A 640-nucleotide genomic window follows, 5' to 3' on the forward strand; every position below is an offset into this window, starting at 1 on the left:
GCACATCAAAAAAGCCCTGAATTTGCCCGGCATGCAAGTCAACGGTCACAACTCGCGTAATACCCGACGTAGTCATCAGATCGGCGACCAGTTTCGACGTAATAGGTTCTCTACCGCGAGTCTTCCGATCCTGACGAGCGTATCCGTAATAAGGAACCACTGCCGTAATATGATTAGCCGAAGCTCTTTTCAAAGCATCCGCCATAATTAAAAGCTCCATCAAGTTATCATTGGCAGGTTGGCTGGTCGGCTGAATTAAAAAGACATCCTTACCGCGAACGCTTTCATCAATCATAACCTGTACTTCGCCGTTATTAAACTTACCTACAAAAGCCTTTCCCAATTCAAGGCCCAAATAATCGGCAATTTCTTTCGCCAACTTCGGGTTTGCATTACCCGAAAAAATTTTAAGCTTCTTGCCGTCCTCGTAACTCATCATATCCTCCTGGCGATTATCATATAGTTAGTTATGCGAAAATCCAGATTTTTACTTCTTATAGGTATCGTCATTAACCCAATTTTCAATATTGCGCTGTTTAGCACGGCCGACAGCCAAGGACTTCGGCGGCACGTTCTTAGTAATCGTAGAACCCGCCCCGACATACGCCGACTCGCCGATTTCTACAGGTGCAACTAAGTT

At 45.2% G+C, this 640-nt stretch carries 1 protein-coding gene and 1 pseudogene; both read right to left on the reverse strand.

What is annotated here, in order from left to right:
• A partial coding sequence (locus PGX78_RS07175) for a ribose-phosphate diphosphokinase (protein ID WP_270446165.1) occupies window positions 1–436 on the reverse strand: 436 nt, incomplete at its 3' end.
• Between the two features lie 51 nt (window positions 437–487).
• Window positions 488–640, reverse strand: a pseudogene (gene glmU / locus PGX78_RS07180) (bifunctional UDP-N-acetylglucosamine diphosphorylase/glucosamine-1-phosphate N-acetyltransferase GlmU); the annotation flags it as partial.

The sequence above is a fragment of the Megasphaera sp. AF13-6AC genome (genome assembly GCF_027685385.1).
Lineage (GTDB): Bacteria > Bacillota > Negativicutes > Veillonellales > Megasphaeraceae > Megasphaera > Megasphaera micronuciformis.